At 72.2% G+C, this 22,998-nt stretch carries 22 protein-coding genes; 5 read left to right on the top strand and 17 right to left on the bottom strand.

Annotation, left to right across the window (positions count from 1 at the left end; all coding sequences use genetic code 11):
* Positions 1-90: 90 nt before the first annotated feature.
* The 5 genes from ABGB16_RS17565 to ABGB16_RS17585 form a co-directional block, all read right to left on the bottom strand.
* Positions 91-1,101, bottom strand: a complete 1,011-nt coding sequence (locus tag ABGB16_RS17565; RefSeq protein WP_347669151.1) for a branched-chain amino acid ABC transporter permease — start codon at positions 1,099-1,101, stop codon at positions 91-93.
* Between the two features lie 73 nt (positions 1,102-1,174).
* Complete coding sequence (locus ABGB16_RS17570; RefSeq protein WP_347669152.1) at positions 1,175-2,056, bottom strand: branched-chain amino acid ABC transporter permease; 882 nt, start codon at positions 2,054-2,056, stop codon at positions 1,175-1,177.
* Positions 2,053-3,303: an ABC transporter substrate-binding protein gene (locus ABGB16_RS17575; protein ID WP_347669153.1), complete on the bottom strand. Its 1,251-nt coding sequence runs from the start codon at positions 3,301-3,303 to the stop codon at positions 2,053-2,055. The genes ABGB16_RS17570 and ABGB16_RS17575 overlap by 4 nt, the downstream gene beginning before the upstream one ends.
* A gap of 42 nt (positions 3,304-3,345) precedes the next feature.
* A complete protein-coding gene (locus ABGB16_RS17580) occupies positions 3,346-4,038 on the bottom strand; it encodes an ABC transporter ATP-binding protein (protein WP_347669154.1) in 693 nt (230 codons plus the stop codon).
* Positions 4,025-4,786 carry an ABC transporter ATP-binding protein gene (locus ABGB16_RS17585; RefSeq protein WP_347669155.1) on the bottom strand — a complete coding sequence of 254 codons (762 nt, stop codon included), beginning with the start codon at positions 4,784-4,786 and terminating at the stop codon, positions 4,025-4,027. The genes ABGB16_RS17580 and ABGB16_RS17585 overlap by 14 nt, the downstream gene beginning before the upstream one ends.
* A gap of 367 nt (positions 4,787-5,153) precedes the next feature.
* Here ABGB16_RS17585 and ABGB16_RS17590 point away from each other — a divergent pair, with 367 nt between their 5' ends.
* Complete coding sequence (locus ABGB16_RS17590) at positions 5,154-6,017, top strand: SPFH domain-containing protein (protein ID WP_347669156.1); 864 nt, start codon at positions 5,154-5,156, stop codon at positions 6,015-6,017.
* 37 nt (positions 6,018-6,054) lie between these two features.
* Here ABGB16_RS17590 and ABGB16_RS17595 read toward each other — a convergent pair whose 3' ends face one another.
* Positions 6,055-7,092 carry an aminotransferase class V-fold PLP-dependent enzyme gene (locus ABGB16_RS17595; RefSeq protein WP_347669157.1) on the bottom strand — a complete coding sequence of 346 codons (1,038 nt, stop codon included), beginning with the start codon at positions 7,090-7,092 and terminating at the stop codon, positions 6,055-6,057.
* Between the two features lie 315 nt (positions 7,093-7,407).
* Here ABGB16_RS17595 and ABGB16_RS17600 point away from each other — a divergent pair, with 315 nt between their 5' ends.
* Both ABGB16_RS17600 and ABGB16_RS17605 read left to right on the top strand, forming a co-directional pair.
* The gene (locus tag ABGB16_RS17600; protein WP_347669225.1) at positions 7,408-7,725 is read left to right on the top strand and encodes an ATP-binding protein; all 318 of its coding nucleotides are present in this window, start codon (positions 7,408-7,410) and stop codon (positions 7,723-7,725) included.
* Entirely contained in the window at positions 7,722-8,405 is a 684-nt protein-coding gene (locus ABGB16_RS17605; RefSeq protein ID WP_347669158.1) for a response regulator, read from the top strand. The genes ABGB16_RS17600 and ABGB16_RS17605 overlap by 4 nt, the downstream gene beginning before the upstream one ends.
* 69 nt (positions 8,406-8,474) lie before the next feature.
* Here the strand turns inward: ABGB16_RS17605 and dnaE are convergent, their stop codons facing one another.
* On the bottom strand, positions 8,475-12,008 hold the full coding sequence (dnaE, locus tag ABGB16_RS17610; RefSeq protein ID WP_347669159.1) for a DNA polymerase III subunit alpha: 3,534 nt from the start codon (positions 12,006-12,008) through the stop codon (positions 8,475-8,477).
* A gap of 314 nt (positions 12,009-12,322) precedes the next feature.
* Positions 12,323-12,958, bottom strand: coding sequence for a DUF402 domain-containing protein (locus ABGB16_RS17615; RefSeq protein WP_347669160.1), 636 nt, complete (start codon positions 12,956-12,958; stop codon positions 12,323-12,325).
* A gap of 141 nt (positions 12,959-13,099) precedes the next feature.
* Between ABGB16_RS17615 and ABGB16_RS17620 the strand changes: the two genes are divergently transcribed.
* Entirely contained in the window at positions 13,100-13,501 is a 402-nt protein-coding gene (locus ABGB16_RS17620; protein WP_347669161.1) for a hypothetical protein, read from the top strand.
* Between the two features lie 166 nt (positions 13,502-13,667).
* Here the strand turns inward: ABGB16_RS17620 and ABGB16_RS17625 are convergent, their stop codons facing one another.
* The 9 genes from ABGB16_RS17625 to pgsA form a co-directional block, all read right to left on the bottom strand.
* Positions 13,668-14,063 carry a PIN domain-containing protein gene (locus ABGB16_RS17625; protein ID WP_347669162.1) on the bottom strand — a complete coding sequence of 132 codons (396 nt, stop codon included), beginning with the start codon at positions 14,061-14,063 and terminating at the stop codon, positions 13,668-13,670.
* The gene (locus ABGB16_RS17630; protein WP_347669163.1) at positions 14,060-14,272 is read right to left on the bottom strand and encodes a type II toxin-antitoxin system VapB family antitoxin; all 213 of its coding nucleotides are present in this window, start codon (positions 14,270-14,272) and stop codon (positions 14,060-14,062) included. The genes ABGB16_RS17625 and ABGB16_RS17630 overlap by 4 nt, the downstream gene beginning before the upstream one ends.
* Positions 14,273-14,323: 51 nt before the next feature.
* On the bottom strand, positions 14,324-15,073 hold the full coding sequence (locus tag ABGB16_RS17635; RefSeq protein ID WP_347669164.1) for a YebC/PmpR family DNA-binding transcriptional regulator: 750 nt from the start codon (positions 15,071-15,073) through the stop codon (positions 14,324-14,326).
* A gap of 231 nt (positions 15,074-15,304) precedes the next feature.
* On the bottom strand, positions 15,305-15,907 hold the full coding sequence (gene pdxT / locus ABGB16_RS17640) for a pyridoxal 5'-phosphate synthase glutaminase subunit PdxT (protein WP_347669165.1): 603 nt from the start codon (positions 15,905-15,907) through the stop codon (positions 15,305-15,307).
* An 89-nt stretch (positions 15,908-15,996) separates the two neighbouring features.
* Positions 15,997-16,914: a pyridoxal 5'-phosphate synthase lyase subunit PdxS gene (gene pdxS, locus ABGB16_RS17645; RefSeq protein WP_347669166.1), complete on the bottom strand. Its 918-nt coding sequence runs from the start codon at positions 16,912-16,914 to the stop codon at positions 15,997-15,999.
* Between the two features lie 128 nt (positions 16,915-17,042).
* Positions 17,043-17,543 carry a hypothetical protein gene (locus tag ABGB16_RS17650; RefSeq protein ID WP_347669167.1) on the bottom strand — a complete coding sequence of 167 codons (501 nt, stop codon included), beginning with the start codon at positions 17,541-17,543 and terminating at the stop codon, positions 17,043-17,045.
* A 127-nt stretch (positions 17,544-17,670) separates the two neighbouring features.
* A complete protein-coding gene (locus ABGB16_RS17655) occupies positions 17,671-18,840 on the bottom strand; it encodes a glycosyltransferase family 4 protein (protein ID WP_347669168.1) in 1,170 nt (389 codons plus the stop codon).
* A 69-nt stretch (positions 18,841-18,909) separates the two neighbouring features.
* On the bottom strand, positions 18,910-19,860 hold the full coding sequence (locus tag ABGB16_RS17660; protein WP_347669169.1) for a phosphatidylinositol mannoside acyltransferase: 951 nt from the start codon (positions 19,858-19,860) through the stop codon (positions 18,910-18,912).
* Positions 19,857-20,489, bottom strand: coding sequence for a phosphatidylinositol phosphate synthase (gene pgsA, locus ABGB16_RS17665; protein WP_347669170.1), 633 nt, complete (start codon positions 20,487-20,489; stop codon positions 19,857-19,859). Before pgsA ends, ABGB16_RS17660 begins: the two co-directional genes overlap by 4 nt.
* Before the next feature lie 248 nt (positions 20,490-20,737).
* On the opposite strand from pgsA, the gene ABGB16_RS17670 reads away from it, so the two are divergent.
* Positions 20,738-22,900, top strand: a complete 2,163-nt coding sequence (locus tag ABGB16_RS17670) for an elongation factor G-like protein EF-G2 (protein WP_347669171.1) — start codon at positions 20,738-20,740, stop codon at positions 22,898-22,900.
* Positions 22,901-22,998 lie beyond the last annotated feature (98 nt).

The following is a 22,998-nucleotide window of genomic DNA, read 5'->3' on the forward strand; positions in this document are numbered from 1 at the left end:
GCCCCCAACAGCAACCAGCCCCCAACAGCAACCAGCCCCCAACAGCAACCAGCCCCCAACAGCAGCCAGCAACCACCAGCCAGCGAACAGCTAGCCGCGACGACGGAACCGCAGCGCCAGATGCGCGACAGACCCCCAGATCCCACGCCGGAACAGCAGCACGACGAGCACGAAGATGCCGCCGGTCACCAGGCCGATCGCCTCGAACCCGGAGAACGACAGCCAGTCCTCCAGGCGGACGACGAGCGCCGAGCCGAGCACGCCACCCCACAGCGTGCCGATGCCGCCGAGCACCACGACGATGACCGCCTTGCCGGACGTGGTCCAGTGCAGCACCTCGAGCGAGACGAACCGGTGTCCGATGGCGAAGAGCCCGCCGCCGAGGCCGGCGAGGAAGCCGGAGAGCACGAACGCCGTCAGTTTGTAGCGGTGCACCGGGTAGCCCAGCGCCCGAGCCCGGGCCGGGTTGTCCCGGATGCCGACCAGCACCCGGCCGAACGGCGAGTTGACGATTCGCCAGGCGGCCAGCAGGCCGAGCGCCACGATCGGCAGGATCGCGTAGTAGAAGTAGTAGTCGTCGCTGAGGTCCGTACCGAAGAACTCGCGCGGGACGCCCTGCAACCCGTTCTCACCCTGGGTGACCGAGCGCCACTCGTTCGCGATGTAGTAGACCATCTGCGCGAAGGCCAGGGTGACCATCGCGAAGTAGATGCCGGTCCGCTTCACCGCGAGGTAGCCGATCGGCACGGCCAGCACCGCCGAGGCGAGCGCCCCCGCCAGCACGGCCGCCGGGAACGGCAGGCCGGCGTGGATGGCCACCATGCCCGTCACGTACGCGGAGGTGCCCCAGAACGCGGCGTGCCCGAAGGACATCAGCCCGGTGAAGCCGAGCAGCAGGTCCACCGAGACGGCGAACAGCGCCCAGCAGAGGATGTCCACGGCCACCGCCGGGTACAGCCCGTTGGGCAGCCACAGCGCGGCCACCGCCGCGACGGCGAGCAGCGCGTACCGGACCCAGCCGGGGGCGCGGGCCACCGCGACCAGCCCGGACGGCGGGGTTGGGCGGGTCGCCTCGGCGGGGGTGTCCACGGCACTGGTCATGCCGTCACCTCGCTCCGCTCGGCGCCGTCATGAACTGTGACACTGAGCCGGCTGATTCGCTCGCTGCGCTCGCTCATGCCGGTGCCTCCTCTCGGCCGAACAGGCCGGCCGGCCGCCACAGCAGCACGACAGCCATCACGATGAACACGACGGTCTGGGAGACGAGCGGGTAGTCCGACAGGTACGCCTCGCCCCATGCCTGTACCAGGCCGATGCCGAAGCCGGCGGCGACCGAGCCGAAGATCGAGCCGAGCCCGCCGATCACCACCACCGCGAAGACCACGATGATCAGGTCCGCGCCCATCAGTGGGTTCACCGCGCGCATCGGTGCGGCCAGCACCCCGGCGAGCCCGGCCAGGCCGATGCCGAAGCCGAAGACCGGGGTGACCCACTTTCCCACGTCGATGCCGAAGGCCCGGGTCAGCTCGGGCCGTTCGGTGGCCGCCCGGACGACCATGCCGACCCGGGTGCGGCTGAGCGCCCACCACACGGCGACGCAGAGCAGCACCGTGAAGCCGAGGATGAACACCCGGTACGTCGGGAAGTCGAACAGCCCGAAGTCGACGGATCCTTCCAGCTCGCTCGGCGTGGTGTACGGGCTGGACTGGATGCCGTACCGGGTCTTGACCAGGTCCTGCAGGATCAGCGTCAGGCCGAAGGTGAGCAGGAAGTTGTAGAGCGGGTCGAGCCGGGTCAGCCGGTGGATCACCGTCCGCTCGAGGACCATGCCGAGCAGGCCGAGGGCGAGCGGCATGATCACCAGGGCCGCCCAGAACGGTATGCCCGCCTCGGCGAGCAGCACGTACGCCCCGAACGCGCCGAGCATGTAGAAGGCGCCGTGGGCGAAGTTGACCACCCGCAGCATGCCGAAGATGACCGCCAGCCCGAGGGCGAGCAGGGCGTAGAACGCCCCGCTCACCAGCCCGTTGAACGTGTTCTGCAAAAAGCCTGTCACAGCTTGCAGTCCGGCGACGGGGCGCGGAAAGCCTCCGCTGCCGGGATGGTCTTGAGGACCTTCACGTAGTCCCACGGCTCGCTCACCTCGGCCTGCGGCTTCACCTGGGCCAGGTACGCGTCGTGGACCACCCGGTGGTCCTCGGCGCGGATCTTGCCGTTGCGCAGGAAGAGGTCGTTGACCTCCTTGCCCTCCAGGCCCTTGACCACGGCGTCCGCGTCGTCGGTGCCGGCCGCCTGCACCGCCTCCAGGTACTGCGTGGCGGCGGAGTAGTTGGCCGCGTGCGCGAAGGACGGCCGGGTGCCGGTCTCCTTCTGGAACCGGTCGGCCCACTCCCGGTTCTGCTGGTCGAAGTTCCAGTACCACGCGTCGGTGTAGGTGGTGCCGGCCAGCGCCGCCGGGGTGAGCGAGTGGATGTCGGTGATGAACATCAGGCCCACGGCGAGGTCGATGCCCTTGTCCCGCAGCTTGAACTCGTTGTACTGCTTGACCACGTTGACCAGTTCGGCGCCGGCCTGCATGGTGCCGAGCACCTGCGGCTTCGGGTTGAGCGTCGGGGCCTTGAGCAGGAAGGAGGAGTAGTCACCGCTGGTGTTCGGGAACGGCGCGCCGTCCTTGCCGACCACGGTGCCGCCGGCCGCGCCGATCGCCGTGGAGAAGCTCTTCTCCATGTCCTGGCCGAAGGCGTAGTTCGGATACAGGATGTACCAGTTCTTGCCGACCTGCTGGGTGGTCACCGTGCCGGTGCCGTGGGCCAGCATGTACGTGTCGTACGCGTAGTGGAACGTGTACTTGTTGCAGCTCTTGCCGGTCAGGTCGGTGGTGGCCGCGCCGATGTTGAAGTAGAGCTTCTTCTTCTCCTTGGCGACATCGGCGACCTTGAGGGCGGCCGAGGAGGTCGGCACGTCGAGGATGGCGTCCGCGCCCTTGCGGTCGATCATCTCCTGCGCCTTGCTGTTGGCCACGTCCGGCTTGTTCTGGTGGTCGGCGGTCTCCACCGAGATGTTCTTGGTCACCGCCTTGTCGCCGTACTTCGCCTTGAAGTCGGCGATGGCCATCTCCACGGCCTTGACCGAGTTCTTCCCGGACAGCTCCGAGTACGCCCCGGACTGGTCGTTGAGCACGCCCAGCACGATCTTGTCGCCGGTCAGCTTCTGGTCCCCCGACGACTGGGGGCCACCGCCACCGCAGCCGGCGGCCAGCACCACCGCGGCCGACGCCGCGGCCACACCCACGGTCCTACGCATGTCCGTCCCTCCATCCGCGCACCGCGCGGCTCAGCGTCGACATCAGATTCCGAGGTACGCCAGCAGCTCGCGCTCCCGCGAGCGCACCTCGGAGTTGTCCATCGCCTCCGCGATGCGTCCCTCGGCCAGCAGGTAGTGCCGGTCGGCGACGCCGGTGGCGAAGTGCAGGTTCTGCTCGACCAGCAGCACGGTCACCCCGTGTCGCTTGGCCTCGCGCAGCAGGTCGCCGACCTGCTGCACCAGCAGCGGGGAGAGCCCTTCGGTGGGCTCGTCGCACAGCAGCAGCCGGGCGCCCATCCGCAGCACCCGGGCCAGGGCGAGCATCTGCTGCTCGCCGCCGGAGAGCTGGGTGGCCGCCGAGTCGCGGCGGGCGTACAGGGCGGGGAACGCCTCGTACACCCGCTCCAGCGGCCACGGGTCGGGGCCGACCCGGGGCGGCAGGGTGAGGTTCTCGGTGACGGACAGGGTCGCGTAGCTGCCCCGGTCGTCGGGAACCCAGCCCAGCCCGAGCCGGGCCCGCCGGTGCGCGGGTAGCCGCGTGACGTCCCGGCCGTCCAGCTCCACCGTGCCGCTCTGGCCGGCGTGCAGCCCCATCACGCAGCGCAGCAGGGTGGACTTCCCGGCGCCGTTGCGCCCGACGAGGGTCACCACCTCCCCGGCGGCGACGTCGAGGCTGACCTCGCGCAGCACCCGCGCCTCCCCGTACCAGGCGGAGAGGTTCTCAATGCGCAGCATCGGCGGCTCCCAGGTAGGCGGTGATCACGCGCTCGTCGGCGCGGACCTGCTCGTACGGGCCCTCGACCAGCACCTTGCCGGCCTGTAGGACGGTGACGGTGTCGGCGAGCCGGCCGACCACGCTCATGTTGTGCTCGACCATGACCACCGTCCGGCCCCGCCGGATCCGGGAGATCAGTTCCACGGTGCGGTCGACGTCCTCCAGCCCCATCCCGGCGGTCGGCTCGTCGAGCAGCAGCACCTTGGGGTCGAGGGCCAGCGCGATGGCGAGTTCGAGGGCCCGCTTGCGCCCGTACGCCAGCGCCTCGGCCGGCGCCTCGGCCAGCTCGGCGAGGCCGACCATGCCCAGCAGCTCCTCGGCGCGGTCGCGGTAGCGGCGCATCAGCTTCGCCGAGCGCCAGAACCGCCAGCCCAGCCCGCTGGGCGACTGCAACGCCAGCTCGACGTGCTCGCGCGCCGACAGCTGCGGGAACAGGCTGGTGATCTGGAAGGACCGGGCCACCCCGAGCCGGGCGACCTGCTCCGGTGGCAGGCCGGTGACGTCCCGGCCGGCCAGCTCGATCCGCCCGCCGGTGGGCCGCAGGAAGCCGGTGAGCAGGTTGAACAGGGTCGTCTTGCCGGCGCCGTTCGGGCCGACCAGGGCGTGCACGCTCTCCGGCGCCACGTCGAGGTCGACGCCGTCGACCGCCCGGAAGCCCCGGAAGTCGCGGGTCAGCCCGCGAGCCGTCAGGACCGCTTGCCCGGCCATCGCCACACCCTCCGCAGGTCCGTCGCGACGGCCGGTCGGTGACAGCGGTCACAGGGCCGTCGCGTGCAGGAAACCTACGGCGGGCCGAAGGAGTCGAACCATGTCGATTCCACACACATTCACCCCGACGGATACGGGTATCGCCGCCATAGGGCGCCCACCCGGGCATCCCTCTCGGCGGCCCCTGGGCGGGATCGGTTGCCGCCAATGGATGCGGACATGTGGCGGCGCCACGGCCGACCGGGCGACCCTGGGCCGCCGGCCCAGGGGCAGGCCCGCGCCACCCCGCGACCCCGGGCGCCTTGCCCAGGGCGGCTACTTTGATCAGCAGCTCAGCAAGCCATCCCCCGCGAAAGGCCCCGCACACATGCCGTCCGGCTTCACCCTGGCGATCGTCGTCGCCGTCGCCGCGATCATCGCCCTCGCCGTCGCACTGTTGAACCCGCGCCCGATGGTCCGGAAGCCCGCCTTCCTGACGGCGGCCGGCGCCCTGGTCGCCACCGTCCTGCTCACGGTCGCGTCCAGCGCCCACTCGGTGCCGATCCGCTCGGTCGGGATCGTCACCAGCTTCGGCAAGCCGACCGGCGAGGTCACCGGCTCAGGGCTGAAGTGGGTCGCGCCGTGGCAGCGGGTCGGCGAGTGGGACGCCGGGCGACAGAAGTACGACCACATCGGCAGCGACAAGTGCGTCCGCGTGCGCACCAGCACCCTCGCCGACGCGTGCGTCGAGGTGCTGGTGGAGTGGCAGGTCCGGCCCGAGAACGCCGCGCAGCAGTTCATGAACTACAAGGGCGACTTCGACAGCTTCCGCGGTCAGCGCGTCGGCGTCCAGCTCGACAGCGCCGTGAACGACGCCTTCTCCTCCTACAACCCGCTGGAGCGGATCGACTCGAAGACCGGCAACCTGAACGTCGACCTCAAGCCGTTCGCCGAGAGCATCAAGACCAACGCCAAGGGCCGGCTGGCCGAGGACGTCGACATCCTGTCGGTCACCATCACCCGGGTCAACCACGACGACAAGACCGAGGGCAACATCAAGGCCTTCCAGGACAAGCTCGCCCAGACCCGCAACCTGGAACAGGACCGCCGCAACGCCGAGATCCAGAAGCAGATCACCGAGACCAACGCCAAGGTGGACAAGGTGACCCGCTGCCTGGAGATCGCCGAGAAGAACGGCAGCTCGCCGGGCCTGTGCATCAACCCGGGCATCATCACCGGCGCCGACCGGTGAGCTGTCCGCCCACGCCGGTCACCCGGCGTGGGCGGCATCAGGCGGTCAGCGCGTCGAGGGCGAGGTCGACGTCGGCGTCCGTGGTGTACAGGTGGAACGAGGCGCGGACCCGCCCGGCGCGCACCGCCGCCCGGACGCCGGCCCGCTCCAGCCGCTCCCGGGCGCCGGGCACCTCGACGGTGACGATCGCGCTGTCCCCGGGCGGCCGGCCCAGGCCGGCGAGGAAGCGGTTGGCCAGCGCCACGTCGTACCGGTGCACCGCCGGCACGCCGATCTCGGCGAGCAGTTCCAGGGCGGGCGCGGCCCCGACCCAGCTGAACCATGCCGGGGAGAGGTCGAACCGGCGGGCGTCGTCGGCCAGCCGCAGCGGCGGGCCGTAGTAGGCGGCGTGCGGGTCCGGGGCGGCGTACCAGCTCGCGGCGTCGGGGCGCAGCCGCTCCCGCAGCTCGGGCGCCAGGTACGCGAAGGCGGCGCCGCGCGGCGCCATCAGCCACTTGTACGCCCCGACCGCGACCACGTCCGCCAGGCTCGCGTCGAACGGCAGCCAGCCGCAGGCCTGCGTCGCGTCCACCGCCACGAGCGCGCCGTGCGCGCGGGCGGCGGCCACGATCGCGTCGTGGTCGGCCACGGCGCCGTCGCCGGACTGGACCAGGCTGAACGCCACCAGGTCGGTGTCGGCGTCGACCGCGTCGGCGAGCCGGGCCAGCGGCACCGTCCGCACCTCGACGCCCCGCTCGGCCTGCACCAGCCAGGGGAAGAGGTTGGAGGTGAACTCCACCTCCGGCACCACCACCGTGGCCCCGGGCGGCAGCGCCGCCGCGACCGGGGCGAGCAGCTGGGAGACGCTGCCGCCGATCGCCACGTCGGCGGCCGGGACCCCGACGATCCGGGCGAAGGCCGCCCGGGCGCGCCCGGCCGCGTCGTTCCAGCCCTCCCAGGAGGTACGCCCCACCCGCCAGTCGGCGAGGGCCTCCTGCAGGGCCGCCCACGCCGGTTCCGGCGGCAGTCCGTAACTGGCGGTGTTCAACCAGCCCGGTTCCGGCTGCCACAGCTTCCGCGCCTGTTCCAGCTCCATGCCGCGACGCTAGGACGGCGGGCGCGGGACGGTCAGCGCCCAATTCGCCACCCGTGGCCCCGCCGGCCGCCGGGACATGGTCCGCCCGCCCCCCGCCGGGGTCGTCCGGCGGGGCGGCGGGGTGATCCGGCGGGACTGCGAGGCGCCGGGATCATCCGGCGGGGCGGCGGGGGCGTCCGGCGGAGCGGCGCGTCGGTCAGGCCCGGGCGCCGGTCAGCTGCGGCAGGGACGCGGGCGGCGTGGCCGGGGCCGGGTCGGCGTGGCCGTGGGCGTCGTCCTCGTCGAGCATGGTCGTCTCGTCGAAGGGGCGGGAACCTGGTCGACAACGCCCTGGAGGCGGTCGCCGACACCGACCCGCCCCGCCGGGTCCGCGTCTTCGTCGGCGCGGACGGCGACGCGGTCGTCGTACGGGTCGGCGACAGCGGGCCGGGGCTGGCGCCGGACCGGGTGGACGACGCGTTCCGCCGCGGGTGGTCGACCAAGAGCACCGGCCGTGGGCTCGGCCTGGCGCTGGTCGGCCAGGTGGTCCAGCGGTACGGCGGCCGCGCCGAGGTCGGCCGCTCGGTCGACGGCGGGACACTGTTCACCGTACGGCTGCCGGTCCCCGCCCCGGTCCGGGCGGTGACGCCGTGACGGACATCCGGGTCCTGGTGGTGGAGGACGAGCCGCTGCTGGCCGAGGCGCACCGCGCGTACACGGAGCGGGTGCCGGGGTTCACGGTCGTCGGGGTCGCGCACACCGCCCGGGACGCGATGACGATGCTGCGGCGGCGGGAGGAGCACCCGGTCGACCTCGTCCTGCTCGACTTCCGGCTGCCCGACCTGCACGGCCTGGAGGTGTGCCGGGCGCTGCGCGCCGCCGGCAGTCCCGTCGACGTGCTGGCTGTGACCTCGGCCCGGGACCTGGCCGTGGTCCGCAGCGCCGTCTCCCTCGGGGTCACCTCCTACCTGCTCAAGCCGTTCACGTTCGCGGCGTTCCGGGACAAGCTCAACCGGTACGCCGAGTACCGCCGCCAGGTCGTCGCCGAGGGCGAGGTGGCCGCCCAGCACGAGGTGGACCGGATGTTCGCCACCCTGCGCGGCCCGGCCACGCAGACCCTGCCGAAGGGTCTGGACCAGCAGACGCTGGGGGCGGTGCTCGGCTCGCTGTCGCGCGAGAGCGGCCGGTCCGCCACGGAGGTGGGGCTGCTCGCCGGCATCTCCCGGGTCACCGCCCGGCGGTACCTGGAGTACCTGGTGACGGTCGAGCGAGCGGTGCGCGCCCCCCGCTACGGGACGCCGGGCCGCCCGGAGATGGAGTACCGGACGGCGTGACCGTCGGGCGGGCCGGCCCGACGCCGCCCCGTACGGAGGCGATGGCGGGCACGGGCCGTGGCCGCGCTGTCAGCTGACGTTGGCCGGGCCGAGGACGCTCTTCAGGTCGCCCATCAGCGCGGTGGTCGGCGCGACCCGGAACAGTCCCATCCGCCACGTCTCGATCTTGCCGCCCCTGCGAAGCTTGACGTGCACCTCGGTGTCGCCGGGGTGCAGCACCAGGGTCTCCTTGAGCCGGTCGGCGAGCGGCGGGGTGAGCTTGTTCGCCGGGATGGTGAGGCTGACGGGCTTGCTGGCCGGGTTGCTGGTGATGTCCGGCATCTGCATGTCCATCGCCATGATGCGGGGGGTGTCGTCGCGGCGGTCCACCCGGCCCTTGACCACGACGATGGCGTCCTCGGCGATGTACTGGCCGATCACCTCGTAGGTGTTGGGGAAGAACAGGGTCTCCACGCCGCCGCCGAGGTCCTCCAGGGTGGCCGAGGCCCAGGCGCGGCCCTGCTTGGTGACCCGGCGTTGCACGCCGGAGAGGATGCCGGCGAGGGTGACCACCGCCCCGTCGGGGACGGTGCCCTCCTCCGAGAGCGTGGCGATGGTGCAGTCGGCCGCCGCGCCGAGGACGTGTTCCAGGCCGAACAGCGGGTGGTCGGAGACGTACAGGCCGAGCATCTCGCGTTCGAAGGCCAGCTTGTCCCGCTTGTCCCACTCGCTGTCGCCGATGGTCGGCATCACCGTCGTGGTGGTGGCCGCCTCGGTGTCGCCGAAGCCTGCGCCGAACAGGTCGTACTGGCCGACGGCCTCCTTGCGCTTGACGTCGGCGTACGCGTCGATGGCGTCGGCGTGCACGGCGAGCAGCCCCTTGCGCGGGTGGCCCATGACGTCGAACGCGCCGGCCTTGATCAACGATTCGATGGTCTTCTTGTTGCAGACCACCGCGTCGACCTTCGACAGGAAGTCGTAGAAGTCGGCGTAGGCGCCCTTCTCCTCCCGGCACCGCATGATCGCGCTGACCACGTTCGCGCCGACGTTGCGGATCGCCGCGAGGCCGAAGCGGATGTCGGCGCCGACCGGGGTGAACGGGCCGGCGGAGGTGTTCACGTCCGGCGGCAGGACCTGGATGCCCATCCGCCGGCACTCCGACAGGTACAGCGCCATCTTGTCCTTGTCGTCGCCGACAGAGGTCAGCAGCGCCGCCATGTACTCGGCCGGGTAGTGCGCCTTCAGGTACGCCGTCCAGTACGACACCAGGCCGTACGCGGCGGAGTGCGCCTTGTTGAACGCGTACCCGGCGAACGGCACGAGGACGTCCCACACGGCCTGGATCGCCTCGTCGGAGTAGCCGCGCTCGCGGCAGCCGTCCCGGAACGGCACGAACTCCTTGTCGAGGATCTCCTTCTTCTTCTTGCCCATCGCCCGGCGCAGCAGGTCGGCCTGGCCGAGGCTGTAGCCGGCGAGGATCTGCGCGGCGCGCTGCACCTGCTCCTGGTAGACGATCAGCCCGTACGTCGGGGCGAGGATCTCCCGCAGCGGCTCCTCCAGCTCCGGGTGGATCGGGGTGATCTCCTGGAGGCCGTTCTTGCGCAGCGCGTAGTTGGTGTGCGAGTCCACACCCATCGGACCCGGCCGGTACAGGGCCAGGACGGCGGAGATGTCCTCGAAGTTGTCCGGCTTCATCAGCCGCAGCAGCGACCGCATCGGCCCGCCGTCGAGCTGGAAAACCCCGAGGGTGTCGCCGCGGGCCAGCAGCTCGTACGCGGCCTTGTCGTCCAGCTCCAGCGCCAGGAGGTCCAGCTCCTTGCCGTGGTTGAGCTGGATGTTCTTGACCGCGTCGTCGATGATCGTCAGGTTGCGCAGGCCGAGGAAGTCCATCTTCAACAGCCCGAGCGACTCGCACGTCGGGTAGTCGAACTGGGTGATGATCACCCCGTCGGAATCCCGGCGCATCAGCGGGATGTGCTCGATGATCGGCTCGGCCGACATGATCACGCCGGCGGCGTGCACGCCGGTCTGCCGGATCAGCCCCTCGATACCCTTGGCGGTGTCGATCACCTTGCGCACGTCCGGGTCCGACTCGTACAGACCCCGGATCTCACCGGCCTCGGCGTAGCGGGGATGCTTCGGGTCGAAGATCCCCGACAGCGGGATGTCCTTGCCCATCACCGCCGGCGGCATCGCCTTCGTGATCCGGTCACCGACCGCGTACGGGTAGCCGAGCACCCGCGCCGAGTCCTTGATCGCGGCCTTCGCCTTGATCGTGCCGAACGTGGCGATCTGCGCGACCTTGTCCTCACCCCACTTGTCGGTGACGTACTTGATCACCTCACCGCGCCGACGCTCGTCGAAGTCGATGTCGACATCCGGCATCGAGACCCGCTCGGGGTTCAGGAACCGCTCGAAGATCAGCCCGTGCGGGATCGGGTCCAGGTCGGTGATGCCCAACGCGTACGCCACCAGGGAGCCGGCCGCCGAGCCACGGCCCGGACCCACCGCGATGCCCTGGCTCTTCGCCCATTGGATGAAGTCGGCGACCACGAGGAAGTACGACGGGAAGCCCATCTGCACGATGACGCCCAACTCGTACTCGGCCTGGACGACGTGCCCCTCCGGGATGCCGTTCGGGAACCGGCGGGCCAGCCCGGCGAACGTCTCCTTACGGAACCACGACTCCTCCGTCTCCCCCTCGGGGATCGGGAACCGCGGCATCAGGTTGTGGAACGCGAACATCCCGGCCGGGTCGACCTTCTCGGCCACCAGCAGCGTGTTGCGGCAGCCCTCAAGCCAGGCGTCGGAGTTGTCGACCGCGCGCATCTCGTCGGCGGACTTGATGTAGTAGCCGTTGCCGTCGAAGCGGAACCGGTTCGGGTCGGCGACGTTCGCCGCGGTCTGCACGCACAGCAGCACGTCGTGCGACTCCGCCTGGGCTTCGTACGTGTAGTGGGAGTCGTTGGTGACCACCGGCGGGATGCCCAGCTTGTGGCCGATCTCGAGCAGCTCGGTACGGACCCGGTGCTCGATGGGGATGCCGTGGTCCATGATCTCCAGGAAGTAGTTGTCCTTCCCGAAGATGTCCTGGTACCTGGCCGCGGCCTTCAGCGCCTCGTCGAACTGGCCCAGCCGCAGCCGGGTCTGCACCTCGCCCGACGGGCAGCCGGTGGTCGCCATCAGCCCGTCCGCGTGCTCGGCGAGGACCTCGGCGTCCATCCGGGGCCACTTGACGAAGAAGCCCTCGGTGTAGGCCCGGCTCGTGAGCTTGAACAGGTTGTGCAGGCCGGACTTGTTCGCCGCCCAGATCGTCATGTGCGTGTAGCCGCCGCTGCCGGAGACGTCGTCGCTCTTCTGCTCCGGCCGTCCCCACCGCACCCGCTGCTTGTGGAAGCGCGACTCCGGCGCCACGTACGCCTCGATGCCGAGGATGGGCTTCACACCCGCGTCCATCGCCTGCTTGTAGAAGTCGTTCGCGCCGTGCATGTTGCCGTGGTCGGTCATCGCCACCGCCGGCATCCCCTGACGGCTCACCTCGGCGAAAAGGTCCTTGAGCCGGGCCGCCCCGTCGAGCATCGAGTACTCGGTGTGCACGTGCAGATGCGCGAACGATTCACCCATGCAAGGCCCCCCCGGGTCGAAATCATGGTCGGCCGGAACCGGCCGGGCACCACCCTACCGAGGTCACCGGGGCGGCTCCACCGGCGCGCCGGGGTGTGGTGCGCCTCGCCGGAGGCGCCGCGCGTCCGGCGCTGCGCTGACCCACACCAGGGCATCGAAGATCCGAACAACTTCGGGGAAACTGTCACCTCGAAGCGCGCACCAGGCGACATCTTCCAGGAAGTTGCGCGCTCTCCCGTCAATCGAGGTCGCCGGGCCGGCTGAGCGCGCGGCGGGGCCGGCGCGTTGCCGCGCGACGGCCCCACCGCGCGGGGTCAGCAGGGGACGCTGTCCCAGCCCTCCGGGAGCCGGGGCACCGGCCAGTCGGGGTCGGGGCACCAGCGCGCCCAGGCCGGGTCCCACCACCGCCGCCCCGCGTCGAGCAGCGCGGCGATCCGGTCGCCCTCCGCCCGGATGGCCTCGGCCCTTCCCGGGTAGCGCCCCTCGACCAGACGCTGGGCGAACATCTCCACGTCCTTGAAGACGTACCGGTCGGCGTCCGCCGCCCACCACAGGTCCAGCTCGTGGTCCAGCGTGTCCACCCCGATCGGGGTACGCCGCACCGGATCCTGGAGGTTGAAGTACCAACCGGCGAACTCCCGCTCGGGGCCGGTCCAGAACACGTCGATCGAGTGCGCCTCGCCGGGCCGGTGCAGCATCAGCTTGCCGTGCCCGTGCCACCGGCGGCGCCCCGCCGTCTGCCACGGGTGCCGCCCGCAGGGGAAACTGCCCCGCTCGGGGAACCCGAACTCCGCGCCGGGCGGCAGGTAGAGCGCGAGCAGGCCGGGCGAGTCCTCGACGCAGATCGTCGGCACGGCGAACCAGATCTCTCCGCGCAACACCTCCCGCCGAACGACCACGTCGCCCGGCGCGAACCGCCGCCCGGCCGCCCCTCTGCCCGTTGCGCCCACCCGTTCCGTCCCGTCATCTCGCCCGGTACCAGAGACCTCCGGCCGCGCCTCGTCGGGGACGTCGAACGCGACGGGATCACCACCGCCCGGATTTCCGCGCGGGCCGGAGGGGCGGCGTGATCTGTGCGAGGATCGCCAACCGTGAGTGCGCCGGACCCAACGTACCTGCACACCCTCGCCGACGAGTGCGTGGACCTGGTGTCCCGGCAGTTCGGCCGACTGCTGGACTGGTCGCCGGAGAGCCTGTCGACCCTCGACGAGGTGTGCGCCGGCCTGCTCGCCGACGGGCCGCTGGCCGACGAGCGCCTCGACCTGTGGTGGCGGCTGGTCGGTGCCTACACCGGTGAAGTCACCGTCCGGGCCTACGGTGGCGAGTGGATCGAGCACGAGAGGTCGCCCGGCGCCCCGGCGGTCTCGGCGCTCGGCGTGACCGGGTTCCCGTTCGGGCTGGCCGCGCGGGTCCTCGACGGGGAACCGGACAAGAGCCTCGCCTCGTTCGTACGCGCCCTGCCGGCCATCGCCGAGCGCGCGAGACGCGACTGACGGCCGACGGGTGGTCCGGTAGTACGGTCGCGCGGCAGCAGACACGGAAACGCCGCCGAGCCGACGCGTGATCGGCTCGACAGCACACCAGGCGATTTCAGCCGACCGCCGCCATGACCCGTCACTGACGTCAGAAGGGATCTGATCACAACTCCCGCTGCGGTGGTCAGCTGATCCGTTCCTGACCCAGTTGCGGCACGAGCCTGGCCGCGGTCTCGAAGTCGGCGTCCTGATGAAGTACCACCAACTTCAGGCGGACGGCGGTGGCGATCACCAGGTGGTCCGCCACTGACAGTCCCTGATGCGCACTCTGGCTGGCCAATTCCTGCCGCACCGCCCGCACGACCTGCCAGGCGTCGTCTGGAACCGGAACCCAGGAGTACAGGTCGCGAAGCCCGCGCTCGACCCGGTCGTACGCTTTGGCATCCGCGATGGTCAGGGTTTCCACGAGCACCGGGTCACAGATGGCGATCAGGCCGCGGGCCGCCAGATCCGACCACCGCGGATCGACCTGACGACGGACCATGCGGACCAGAGCGCTCGTGTCGACCAGGTACTTCACCGGTCAAGCTCATTGAGCCGCTCGAAGTGGAATCCCCCCTCGTCGGCAACCTCCTGAAGGTCGGCCAGGGCCCGCTGCCGACGCTCGCGGCTGGACTCCACGGCCTGCCGGAGGGCCTCCGTCACCGTCTCCTTCTTGGTAGCGGTGCCGAGAGCGGCGGTCGCTTCTGCCAGAAGATCCTCATCGAGATCCAACAGCGTCTTGGCCATGAAATACACCTCCCGGACGATGATATATCCGGGAGGTGTAGATATCCATGGTCAGCCGACGGCCGCCATGATCTCGTCACTGACGTCGAAGTTCGCGTAGACGTTCTGCACGTCGTCGCAGTCCTCCAGGACGTCGATCAGCTTGAAGATCTTGCGCGCGCCGTCCTCGTCCAGCGGCACGTTCACGCTGGGGATGAGGGAGGACTCGGCCGACTCGTACTCGATGCCGGCGTCCTGCAGGGCGGTGCGGACGGCGATCAGGTCGCCCGGCTCGGAGACCACCTCGTACGCCTCGCCGAGGTCGTTGACCTCCTCCGCCCCGGCGTCGAGGACGGCCAGCATCACGTCGTCCTCGGTCGTGTCGCCCTTCGGCACGATCACCACGCCCTTGCGGGAGAACATGTACGACACCGAGCCGGCGTCGGCGAACGAGCCGCCGTTGCGGGTCAGCGCCGTGCGCACCTCGGTGGCGGCGCGGTTGCGGTTGTCGGTCAGGCACTCGATCAGCAGCGCCACGCCGTTCGGGCCGTACCCCTCGTACATGATCGTCTGGTAGTCGGCGCCCCCGGCCTCCAGGCCGGAGCCGCGCTTGACCGCCCGGTCGATGTTGTCGTTGGGGACCGAGTTCTTCTTCGCCTTCTGGATGGCGTCGTAGAGCGTCGGGTTGCCGGCCGGGTCGCCGCCGCCGGTGCGGGCCGCGACCTCGACGTTCTTGATCAGCTTGGCGAACATCTTGCCGCGCTTGGCGTCGATCACGGCCTTCTTGTGCTTGGTGGTCGCCCACTTAGAGTGGCCGGACATCTCCTACCTCCGTCTGTTGATCACGCCTGCGTCGACTGCCCGCGCCAGATCCACCTCTCCACCGGCGAACGCGATGGGCCGGTCGGTCGTTCCGTGGAAGGCCGCGGCGGGCACTGGGCCCTGCCGAACCGCGGCAATCCTACCGAGGCGGCGCGGGTCGGCGTCACACCCGTCACCCGGCACGTCCCGCGCAGGGCGCCCTTCCCGGCACGGAAAGGGCCGCGCCGCCGCTCAGGCGGCGCGGACCACGTCCACGAAGTAGCGGTGCAGCCGCAGGTTGGCGGTCAACTCCGGGTGGAACGAGGTGGCCACGAGGTTGCCCTGCCGGACCGCGACGATCCGCCCGGCGGCCGGGCCCTCGGTCACCTCGCCGAGGATCTCCACCCCGGCGCCGACCCGCTCGACCCACGGCGCCCGGATGAAGACCGCGTGGAAGGGCTCGCCCTCGACCCCGGCGATCGCCACCGGGGCCTCGAACGAGTCGACCTGCCGGCCGAACGCGTTGCGCCGGACGGTCATCTCGATGCCGGCGAAGCCGCGCTGGTCGGGGCGGCCGTCGAGCACCTCGGTGGCCAGCATGATCATGCCGGCGCAGGAGCCGTAGACCGGCATCCCGGCGGCGATGCGCTTGTCGATCGGCTCGCGCATCTCGAAGATGTCGGCCAGCTTGCTGATCGTGGTGGACTCGCCGCCGGGGATGACCAGGCCGTCGACCGCGTCCAGCTCCTCGGGCCGGCGTACCGGGCGGGCGTGGGCGCCCGCGCCGGTCAGGGCCGCGACGTGCTCGCGGACGTCACCCTGGAGCGCGAGCACGCCGATAGCGGGTGCCGTCACGTGTGTCACCTCTCGAAGCTTCCGTTTCCGCTCGATGCCCTGCTACGCGTGCGGGGGCCCCGGCGTCGGCCGGGGGGCCCCGCACTACGTCACCAGCCGCGCTCGGCCAGGCGGTGCGGCTGCGGGATCTCGTCGACGTTGATGCCGACCATCGCCTCGCCGAGGCCGCGGGAGACCTTGGCCAGCACGTCCGGGTCGTCGTGGAAGGTGGTGGCCTTGACGATCGCGGCGGCCCGCTGGGCCGGGTTGCCGGACTTGAAGATGCCGGAGCCGACGAAGACGCCCTCGGCGCCGAGCTGCATCATCATCGCGGCGTCGGCCGGGGTGGCGATGCCGCCGGCGGTGAACAGCACCACGGGCAGCTTGCCGGTCTCGGCGACCTCCTTGACCAGCTCGTACGGCGCCTGCAGCTCCTTGGCCGCGACGAACAGCTCGTCCTCGGGCAGCGACTGCAGGCGGCGGATCTCCTGGCGGATCTTCCGCATGTGCGTCGTCGCGTTGGAGACGTCGCCGGTGCCGGCCTCGCCCTTGGAGCGGATCATGGCCGCGCCCTCGGTGATCCGGCGCAGCGCCTCGCCCAGGTTGGTCGCCCCGCAGACGAAGGGGACGGTGAACGCCCACTTGTCGATGTGGTTGGCGTAGTCGGCGGGGGTGAGCACCTCGGACTCGTCGACGTAGTCGACGCCGAGCGACTGCAGGATCTGCGCCTCGACGAAGTGGCCGATCCGGGCCTTGGCCATCACCGGGATGGAGACGGCGTTGATGATGCCGTCGATCATGTCCGGGTCGCTCATCCGGGAGACGCCGCCCTGGGCGCGGATGTCGGCGGGCACCCGCTCGAGCGCCATCACGGCGACGGCGCCGGCGTCCTCAGCGATCTTGGCCTGCTCGGGGGTGACCACGTCCATGATCACGCCACCCTTGAGCATCTCGGCCATGCCGCGCTTGACGCGGGCGGTGCCGACGACGGGGGTGGCACTGGCGTTCTGGGGGGTGGTTTCGGGCACGGGTTATCGCTCCTCGGCGTACTCGGGGCTGGCTCGTTCGAATGTTACGACGGGGTCAACGCGCCACCGACAGCCAATCAGACCCAAGGTGGCCTGATTTGTGGCGGTCCTCACCCCGGCGGCGGACCTCAGGCCGGCACGTCCGCCGGCAGTTCCAGGGTGGGGTCGTCGATGTCGAAGTAGCGCGGCCACGGGTGGCGGCGCCCCATCCGCAGCAGCCGCACCAGCGGCCTGCCCCGCACCGCGCGGGCGTCCCGGACCAGGTCGGTGTGCACCTGGCGGGCCAGCGCCAGCCGCCGGCTCGCGGCGATCACCGCCGCGCAGTCCGCGTCGGCCGGGTCCAGCGGCACCGCGCGCAGCTGGCGGGTGAGGTCGTTCTCGGCCGCCTCCCGCCCCTCGGGCTCCGCGTCCAGGGCGATGCGGGCAGCCGCGTACAGCTCCACGCCGTAGCGCCGCTCGGCCAGCACCGCGGCGGCCGCCGCCCGGCGCAGCAGGTGCGCGTCGAGGGCCCGGGCCGCCGACTCCGCCCGGACGCGCAGCCGCTCGACCCGGCCGGCCGTCCAGACCAGGTACGCCACGACCAGCCCGACGACCAGGGTCGCGCCCACCACCCACCACATGCCCGGCATCGTAGTGCCGCCTCCTCCCACCCGGACGGGGCGGCGGTTCCGCGCGGCGCGCCCCGGCGGGGGACGGCCCGGCCCGCGCCGGCGTCGCCCGTCACGGCGGCCCCGGAGGCCCCGGAGGCCCCGGCAGTCACTCCGGTCCGCCCGGCTCCGCCCACTCCTGGTCGATGACCCGCCCGTCGGTCGCCTCGATCGCCGCCGCGTACACCTCCAGCACCCGGCGCGCGACCACGGGCCAGTCGAACTGCGCCACCACTTGGTCGCCGCAGGCGGTCAGCTCGGCCCGCCGCGCGGGGTCGTCGAGCAGGTCGACCAGGGCGTCGCGCAGCGCCGCCGCGTCCCCGGTGGGGAACAGCCGCCCGGCCCGGCCGCCGTCGAGCACGCGGCGGAACGCGTCCAGGTCGCTGGCCACGACCGTGGTGCCGGCCGCCAGCGCCTCGGTGAGGATCATGCCGAAGGACTCGCCGCCGGTGTTCGGGGCGACGTACAGGTGCACGCTGCGCAGCATGCGCGCCTTGTCCTCCTCGGGCACCAGGCCGAGGAAGGTGACCCGGTCGCGCAGGTCGGCGGGGAACTGGTCGAACAGGTCGTCCGGGTCGCCCGGCCCGGCCACCAGCAGCCGCAGCCCCGGGCGGCGGCGGGCCAGCTCGACGAAGGCGTCCCGCAGGATCGGGAAACCTTTGCGGGGCTCGGTGAACCGGCCGAGGAAGCCGACGGAGCCGCCCTCGCCGGGCCCGCACTCCCCCGGCCAGCCGGGCAGCGGCGCCACCCCGGTGAACTTGGCGACCGTCACGCCGTTGGGGATCTCCACCGCGCCGCCGTCCAGGTGCTCGACCTGCACCTTGCGGGCCAGCGCGCTGACGGCGATGCGGGCGGTGATGCGCTCCAGCACGATCTGGAGCGCGCCCTGCGCGGCGGCGAGCACCCGGGACCGGGTGATCGCCGTGTGGAAGGTGGCCACCACCGGGCCCCGGGCCGAGAGCACGGCGAGCATGGACAGGCTCAGCGTCAGCGGCTCGTGCACGTGCAGCACGTCGAAGTCGCCCCGCGTGATCCAGCGCCGCACCCGCGCGGTGGAGACCGGGCCGAACGCGATGCGGGCGACGGAGCCGTTGTACGGCAGCGGCACGGCGCGGCCCGCGGGCACCACGTACGGCGGCAGCGGGGAGTCCTCGTCGGCGGGGGCCAGCACGCTCACCTCGTGCCCGAGCCCGATCAGCGCCTCGGCCAGGTCCGTGACGTGGTTCTGGACCCCGCCCGGCACGTCGAACGAGTACGGGCACACGATGCCGATCCGCACGTCAGAACCGGCCCTCGTCCGCGGGCCGCCGCCGCGCCGCGCTCCTCGTGCCCACCACGCCTCCCCGCCTCAGACCGTTCCGTCGGTGGCCGGGGGCGCGGGGGCGTGCGGGACCCCCACGTCGACCGTGCCGCGCTGGTCCAGCCACATCCGCTGCAACATGTGCCAGTCCTCCGGGTGCCGGGCGATGCCGGCTGCCAGGGCGTCCGCGATCCGCTGGGTCAGCGCCCGGGCCCGCTGGTCGAGCGGCCCCTCGGCGGGGTCGGGCAGGGGCAGCGGCCCCTCCAGGGCGGCGCACGCCGCGTCCGGCTCGTACCACATGTGCGCCACGTAGAGCGGGGCGCCGGTGCGCAGGGCGAGCAGCGCCGGGCCGGGGGGCATCCGGGTCCGCCCGCCGAAGAAGTCGACCTCCACGCCCCGGGCGGAGAGGTCCCGGTCGGCCAGCAGCGGCACCACCGCGCCGGCCCGCAGCCGGTCCAGCAGCACGTCGAACGCGGGCCGGTCGCCGCCGGAGGTGGGCAGGATCTCCATGCCCAGGCTCCGGCGGAAGGCGAGGAACCGCTGGTAGACGCCCTCGGGCTTGAGCCGCTCGGCGACGGTGGTGATCGGCCAGCCGGTGGCCGCCACCCAGGCGCCGGCGGCGTCCCAGTTGCCGGCGTGCGGCAGCGCCACGACGGCGCCCCGGCCGGCGGCGACGTCGGCGGCGAGGTGCTCGACCCCCGCCGGGTCGAGCCGGAACCCGGCGAGTAGCTGCTCCCGGCTCAGCGCGGGCAGCCGGAACGCCTCCATCCAGTACCGGGCGTACGAGCGCAGGCCACGCCGGACCAGGTCGTCCAGCTCCGCCTCGGGCAGCTCGGGGCCGACCACCCGGCGCAGGTTGGCGCGCAGTCGGGCCGTACCCGAGCCGCCGGAGCGGTACGCCCGGTCGGCGCCCGCCCGGAACGCCGCGGCGGCCACGGGCCGGGGCAGCGCGCGGACCAGCCGCCAGCCGGCGACGTAGCCGAGCTCGGTGAGGTTCACCCCGCTCGCCCGCTCGGGGTGACCTCGCGTGCCTGTCGGTACACGTGCAGCATCCGCTGCCCCACGGTGAAGATCGAGACGGCGGCCAGCAGCCAGAGCGCGATCTGCAGGGCGTACGGGACGCCGAGGCCGGTGAGCAGCCCGCCGACGCCGACGATGAGCAGCCGCTCGGTGCGCTCGGCGATGCCCACGTTGCAGGTCATCCCGAGCCCCTCGGCGCGGGCCTTGACGTAGGAGACCAGGCCGCCGGCGGCGAGGCAGAGCAGCGCGGCGGCGACGCCGGCGTGGTCTCCCTCGGTGGCCAGCCAGTACGCGACCGCGCCGAAGACGGCGCTGTCGGCGATCCGGTCCATGCTCGAGTCGAGGAACGCCCCGAACCGCGTCGACCCGCCGCTCATCCGGGCCATCGTCCCGTCGAGCAGGTCGGTGAGCGCGAAGACCGTCACGACGAGGGCGCCGGCGACCAGGTGCCCGCGGGCGCCGAGGCCGAGCGCCCCGACGAGCACCCCGAGGGTGCCCGTCACGGTGACCGCGTTGGGGGACACGCCCGCGCGGAGCAGGCCGCGCGCGATCGGCTCGACGACGCGGGTCATCCCCGCGCGGGCCGACACTTGGAAGATCTTCGCCATGGCGGTCCCACGATAACGGCCGGCCGCCGACGGCGGTACGCCACGGTCGTCGCGCCGCCCGAAGTCTTGTGCGCGCTGCGTTACGGGTGTGAGATCGAGCGTGGGGGTGATGCAGGTCACCCGTCCGCCCGTCCCGTACCCGCTGTGCAGCAGATCACCGGAGGATATCGCCGCGGAACCCGCCCCGGGCCGCTCCCCCGTCGCGCGCGGCGGTCGCCACCAACCACCGGCTGAGGGAGGTGCGCCCCATGGCGCAGAAGAGTCAGGAGAAGGGTGTCACCGGCGGCGCGCCGGTGGTGACCGAGCCCGGCAGGGTTCGCAACGTGGTGCTCGTCGGGCACTCCGGTGCGGGCAAGACGACCCTGGTGGAGGCGCTGCTCACGGCGAGCGGCACCATCGGCCGGGCCGGCACGGTCACCGACGGCACCACGGTCTGCGACCACGACCCGGCGGCCGTCCGCCAGCAGCGGTCGGTGAGCCTGGCCTGCGCCCCGCTGCTGCACCGGGACGTGAAGATCAACCTGCTGGACACCCCGGGCTACGCCGACTTCGTCGGCGAGCTGCGCGCCGGCCTGCGGGCCGCCGACGCCGCGCTCTTCGTGGTCTCCGCGGCGGGCGGGATGGACGCCGCCACCGTCGCGCTCTGGGAGGAGTGCGCCGCGGTGGACATGCCCCGGGCGGTCGCGGTGACCCGGCTGGACCACCCGCGCGCCGACTTCGACGAGACCGTGGCGCTGTGCCAGCGGGTCTTCGGCGACAACGTGCTGCCGCTGTACCTGCCGATGCTGGACGACTCCGGCGAGTCCGTGGTCGGCCTGCTCGGCCTGGTCACCCGCCGGGTCTTCGACTACACCGCCGGCCTGCCGGCACAGGTCCGCGAGCCGGACCCGGAGCACCTGCCGGCCATCGCCGAGGCCCGCGACGAGCTGATCGAGGGGATCATCGCCGAGAGCGAGGACGAGTCCCTGATGGACCGCTACCTCGCCGGGGAGGAGCTCGACACCGAGGTGCTGATCGCCGACCTGGAGAAGGCGGTCGCCCGGGGGCACTTCTACCCGGTCGTGCCGGTCTCCGTCGACACCGGGGTGGGCCTGGACGCGCTGCTGGACGGCCTGGTCTCCGCGTTCCCGTCGCCGCCGGAGCACGAGCTGCCCGCCGTCGCCGGGCTGGACGGCTCGCCCCGGCCGCCGCTGACCTGCGACCCGGACGGCCCCCTCGTGGCCGAGGTGGTCAAGACGACGGTCGACCGGCACGTCGGGCGGGTCTCGCTGGTTCGGGTCTTCTCCGGCACGCTGCGCCCGGAGCTGACCGTGCACGTCGCCGGGCACGGCATGGCCGAGCGCGGGCACCCCGACCACGACGCCGACGAGCGGGTCGGGCACCTCTACAGCCCGCTCGGGGCGGCCCTGCGCGAGGTGCCCCTGTGCGTGGCCGGCGACATCTGCGCGATCACCAAGTCGGGCAGCGCGGAGACGGGTGACACGATCTCCGCCAAGGACGACCCGCTGCTGGTGGCGCCGTGGGACATGCCCGAACCGCTGCTGCCGGTGGCGGTCGTCGCCCGCAGCCGGGCCGACGAGGACGCCCTCGCCCGCAACCTGGCCCGGCTGGTGGCGGGCGACCCGACGCTGCGGCTGGAGCGCAACCCGGAGACCCACCAGCTCGTCCTGTGGACGATGGGCGAGGCGCACGCGGACGTGGTGCTCGACCGGCTGCGCGGCGGCGGCGTCGAGCTGGACACCGAGCCGGTGCGGGTGGCGTTCCGGGAGACCCTGACCGCGCCCGCGAAGGGGCACGGCCGGCACGTCAAGCAGTCCGGCGGCCACGGCCAGTACGCGATCTGCGACATCGAGGTGGAGCCGCTGCCCACCGGCGGCGGCTTCGAGTTCGTCGACCGGGTGGTGGGCGGCGCGGTGCCGCACAACTACATCCCGTCGGTCGAGAAGGGCGTGCGGACCCAGATGGAGCGCGGCCTCGTCGCCGGCCACCCGGTGGTGGACCTGCGGGTGACCCTGTTCGACGGCAAGGCGCACAGCGTGGACTCGTCCGACGCCGCGTTCCAGACCGCCGGGGCGCTGGCGCTGCGCGACGCCGCCGAGCGGGGTCAGCCGACCCTGCTGGAGCCGGTCGACGAGGTGGCCGTCCGGGTGCCCGACTCCGCCGTCGGCGCGGTCATGGGCGACCTGTCCGGCCGGCGCGGCCGGGTGCTCGGCACCGAGCCCGACCCGGAGGCGGACGGCCGCACCCTGGTCCGCGCCGAGGTGCCCGCCACCGAGCTGCTCCGGTACGCCATCGAGCTGCGCTCGCTGACGTCGGGGAGCGGCACGTTCCGCCGCGCCTTCGCCCGCTACGAGCCGATGCCGACCCACCTCGCCGAGCAGGTCCGCAAGGAGCACAACGGCGCTTCCTGACCCCACGCGACGTCGATCATGGACTTGTGGTGGGCACTATTTTGCAGTTGGCCCGTTTTGTCAGGCACCACAAGTCCATGATCGGCGCGGCTCAGGGG

Source organism: Micromonospora sp. B11E3 (assembly GCF_039871625.1).
In the GTDB taxonomy this organism is placed as follows: Bacteria; Actinomycetota; Actinomycetes; order Mycobacteriales; family Micromonosporaceae; genus Micromonospora.

What these genes read in the sequence shown, in the direction of transcription:
- ABGB16_RS17565 (WP_347669151.1), bottom strand. Translation starts at nt 1,101, where the DNA reads ATGACCAGTGCCGTGGACACCCCCGCCGAGGCGACCCGCCCAACCCCG.
- ABGB16_RS17575 (WP_347669153.1), bottom strand. Translation starts at nt 3,303, where the DNA reads ATGCGTAGGACCGTGGGTGTGGCCGCGGCGTCGGCCGCGGTGGTGCTG.
- ABGB16_RS17580 (WP_347669154.1), bottom strand. Translation starts at nt 4,038, where the DNA reads ATGCTGCGCATTGAGAACCTCTCCGCCTGGTACGGGGAGGCGCGGGTG.
- ABGB16_RS17585 (WP_347669155.1), bottom strand. Translation starts at nt 4,786, where the DNA reads ATGGCCGGGCAAGCGGTCCTGACGGCTCGCGGGCTGACCCGCGACTTC.
- ABGB16_RS17590 (WP_347669156.1), top strand. Translation starts at nt 5,154, where the DNA reads ATGCCGTCCGGCTTCACCCTGGCGATCGTCGTCGCCGTCGCCGCGATC.
- ABGB16_RS17595 (WP_347669157.1), bottom strand. Translation starts at nt 7,092, where the DNA reads ATGGAGCTGGAACAGGCGCGGAAGCTGTGGCAGCCGGAACCGGGCTGG.
- dnaE (WP_347669159.1), bottom strand. Translation starts at nt 12,008, where the DNA reads ATGGGTGAATCGTTCGCGCATCTGCACGTGCACACCGAGTACTCGATG.
- ABGB16_RS17630 (WP_347669163.1), bottom strand. Translation starts at nt 14,272, where the DNA reads ATGGCCAAGACGCTGTTGGATCTCGATGAGGATCTTCTGGCAGAAGCG.
- ABGB16_RS17635 (WP_347669164.1), bottom strand. Translation starts at nt 15,073, where the DNA reads ATGTCCGGCCACTCTAAGTGGGCGACCACCAAGCACAAGAAGGCCGTG.
- ABGB16_RS17650 (WP_347669167.1), bottom strand. Translation starts at nt 17,543, where the DNA reads ATGCCGGGCATGTGGTGGGTGGTGGGCGCGACCCTGGTCGTCGGGCTG.
- pgsA (WP_347669170.1), bottom strand. Translation starts at nt 20,489, where the DNA reads ATGGCGAAGATCTTCCAAGTGTCGGCCCGCGCGGGGATGACCCGCGTC.
- ABGB16_RS17670 (WP_347669171.1), top strand. Translation starts at nt 20,738, where the DNA reads ATGGCGCAGAAGAGTCAGGAGAAGGGTGTCACCGGCGGCGCGCCGGTG.